The following is a 3,055-nucleotide window of genomic DNA, read 5'->3' as shown; positions in this document are numbered from 1 at the left end:
CGATCATTTGAAGTATTGCTACCAGTCTTAGCGATATTCATTACCTTATATCCACTTAGCCTTTTCGTACAAACCCAGTACGACATGCTGATTCCAGATGCTGTTATGGCTATCTTTAAACCGCTAATCAGTGCGTCTAACTCATTGCCTGCCATTATTGGCGCTTTATTGCTTTGCCAGCTACTTTGGTTTGCGGGTATTCATGGTGCTGCAATTGTTGTTGGACTGCTTTCTCCAATCTTTTTGACCAACATTGGTGCCAACATTGAAGCCTTTGTTGCAGGTGAACCGATTCCAAACGTATTTACTCAACCGTTCTGGGATTTTTACATCTTTATTGGCGGCTCTGGTGCAACACTTGCTCTTGTTATGCTGATGTCGTTTAGCCGTTCTGTTCACCTTAAGAGCATTGGTCGAATGAGTGCGGTGCCTGGCTTTTTCCAAATCAACGAACCTGTGATCTTCGGTAGCCCAGTTGTGATGAACCCGACCTTGTTTATCCCGTTCGTCTTCGCTCCAATCATCAACGCTACGATTGCGTACTTTGCTGTGCATGTCGGCTTTGTGGGTATGGGTGTCGCTACAACACCTTGGACAACACCGGCACTGATAGGTGCTTCGTGGGGTAGCGGTTGGACCTTTGCGCCAGTATTGCTCGTCATTGGTTTATTAATTCTTGATCTAATCATCTACTTCCCATTCTTCAAAATGTTTGAGAAGCAAATGTTGGAGCAAGAACTACCAACGACGAAGGAAACTAAAGGTGATACGCAGCCGTCAGGCGAAGGCGTTACTGCTTAACTGTGCTTAATGGGCCGCAATTACCGCGGCCCGATTTTCGGAGAGAAAATGATGGAACAAGAATTGGTTGTAATGGAGATCATTTGCAATGCTGGTGAAGCCAGAAGTTTAAGCTACGAGGCATTGCGTTTATCTCGAGAACAAGATTTTGAAGCGGCTGATGAGAGGCTCTCTCAAGCAAGAGAGTGCATTAATAAAGCCCACTTAATACAGACTCAGCTTATTGAAGAAGATCAGGGAGAAGGGAAAGTCCCGATGACGTTAGTGATGGTGCATGCTCAAGATCACCTAATGACTACGATTTTGGCTCAAGAGATGGCTGTAGAAATCGTCGCACTGAACAAAAAAATCTCGAACAAATAAAGGGGGATGAAAATGTCTAGAGAGGCGATCAAACTTGCCATTATTGGCGGTGGTAGTAGCTATACCCCGGAATTGGTTGAAGGGGTTATTAAGCGCTTAGAATATTTACCCGTTAAGAAAATCCATTTTGTGGACATTGAGTCAGGAGCTGAGAAGCTTGAGATCATCAAAGGATTGGCTCAGCGAATGGTCGATAAAGCCGGAGCAAAAATTGAGATAAAAGCCGGTTTCGATCGCCGTGCTGCGATAAAAGATGCGGATTTTGTGATGACGCAGTTTCGTGTTGGTGGCCTTGCTGCACGCGCTAACGATGAGCGAATCCCAATCAAGTACGACGTCATCGGCCAAGAAACAACGGGCCCTGGTGGTTTTGCTAAAGCACTGCGAACCATTCCGGTCATTCTTGATATCTGTAAAGACATTGAAGAGTTGGCTCCAAACGCATGGATGCTCAATTTCACCAACCCAGCGGGTTTAGTTTCCGAAGCGGTCAGTAAGTACACCAAAGTAAAAAGTATTGGTTTATGCAATGTGCCCGTTTCAATGGAAATGATGATTGCAGAAATGATGGAGTGCGAGCCAAAAGAGCTACAACTTGAGTTTGCTGGGTTAAACCATCTCGTGTGGGTACACAAAGCATGGCTCAATGGGGAAGATATTACTCAAACGGTATTAGAGAAAGTCGGTGATGGTGCCAACTTCAGTATGAAGAATATCTGGGAAGAGCCGTGGGATCCGGCATTTCTAAAAGCACTGGGGGCGATACCATGTCCTTATCATCGTTACTTCTACCAAACTGATGCCATGCTTGCTGAAGAGAAACAAAGTGCCGATGAAAAAGGCACTCGTGCTGAGCAGGTAATGGAAACAGAAAATGCGCTATTTAAGCTCTATCAAGATCCTACCCTCGATCATAAGCCGAAAGAGTTAGAGGAGCGGGGTGGTGCTTATTATTCTGATGCATCACTGAACCTAGTTGATTCAATTTATAACAATCGTAATAGTATTCATGTTGTTAACGTTTTAAATAATGGAGCGATCAACGGCCTACCTGACGATGCTGTGATTGAATGTAGTGCCGTGATTGGTAGCTGGGGGGCGAAACCTCTTGCGGTTGGCGAGTTGTCAAACAATATCAAAGGATTACTCCATCAAGTTAAAGCGTATGAGCAGCTAACAATAGAAGCTGCTGTCGAAGGTAATTATGACAAGGCGCTTATGGCATTAACCAATAACCCATTGGTGCCTGACATTGGCCGCGCCAAGTCAATTCTGGATGATATTCTGGCGGTGAACGCTCCGTATTTACCTCAATTTAAACTAACGACGTTGTAAGACTAAGGAAGGGCGCCGATGAAAGTCATTTTTAATGCTGATGATTTTGGTTTAACGAGAGGTGTAAATAGCGGCATCGTTAAAGCTCATCAGCAAGGTGTGGTTCATTCAACCACCATGATGGTGGGTATGGATGCTGAGCAACATGCCTTAGAACTAGCTCGCCATAATCCAGACTTGAAAATTGGCGTTCATCTTAGGTTTACAGCAGGTGTGCCTATAACGAAGCATCCTAACTTGACCAACGGCCGAGCGCACTTTATCAATTATGACGAACTTTGGAGTAAGCAGGACTTCGAAACTCAGGTCGTTTATGATGAAGCAAAAGCTCAGGTGGAACATTTTCTATCGCTTGGGTTAGAGCTAAGCCACTTAGATAGCCATCATCACGCGCATACTCACCCTCAAATTTTGCCCGTTATTAAAGAAGTAGCGAATGAATACCGAGTGCCACTGCGGGGCACTGGCTTGTGTCAAGAATCGATGACAATCAGGTATATCTTTACTGATGAGTTTTATGATCAAAAAGTGAGCTTGGATGGCTTAATGGCACATC

4 protein-coding genes are annotated in these 3,055 nt (G+C 44.6%); all 4 read left to right on the top strand.

Translation table 11 applies throughout. From position 1 onward, the window contains the following. The coding region (locus tag IQR33_RS19820) for a PTS sugar transporter subunit IIC (protein WP_193843965.1) at positions 1-801 on the top strand (801 nt) is incomplete at its 5' end. Between the two features lie 51 nt (positions 802-852). Then, positions 853-1,164 carry a PTS lactose/cellobiose transporter subunit IIA gene (locus tag IQR33_RS19815; RefSeq protein ID WP_025767646.1) on the top strand — a complete coding sequence of 104 codons (312 nt, stop codon included), beginning with the start codon at positions 853-855 and terminating at the stop codon, positions 1,162-1,164. A gap of 12 nt (positions 1,165-1,176) precedes the next feature. Beyond that, positions 1,177-2,499, top strand: coding sequence for a 6-phospho-beta-glucosidase (locus IQR33_RS19810; RefSeq protein WP_005381048.1), 1,323 nt, complete (start codon positions 1,177-1,179; stop codon positions 2,497-2,499). 18 nt (positions 2,500-2,517) lie between these two features. Continuing rightward, positions 2,518-3,055, top strand: a 538-nt coding sequence (gene chbG / locus IQR33_RS19805; RefSeq protein ID WP_193843964.1) for a chitin disaccharide deacetylase, incomplete at its 3' end; no start/stop codon positions are given.

The sequence above is a fragment of the Vibrio sp. OPT46 genome, from assembly GCF_015163535.1.
Lineage (GTDB): Bacteria > Pseudomonadota > Gammaproteobacteria > Enterobacterales > Vibrionaceae > Vibrio > Vibrio alginolyticus.
The sequence above is the reverse complement of the archived record's forward strand: the minus strand, read 5'-3'. Positions and strand labels throughout refer to the sequence as shown.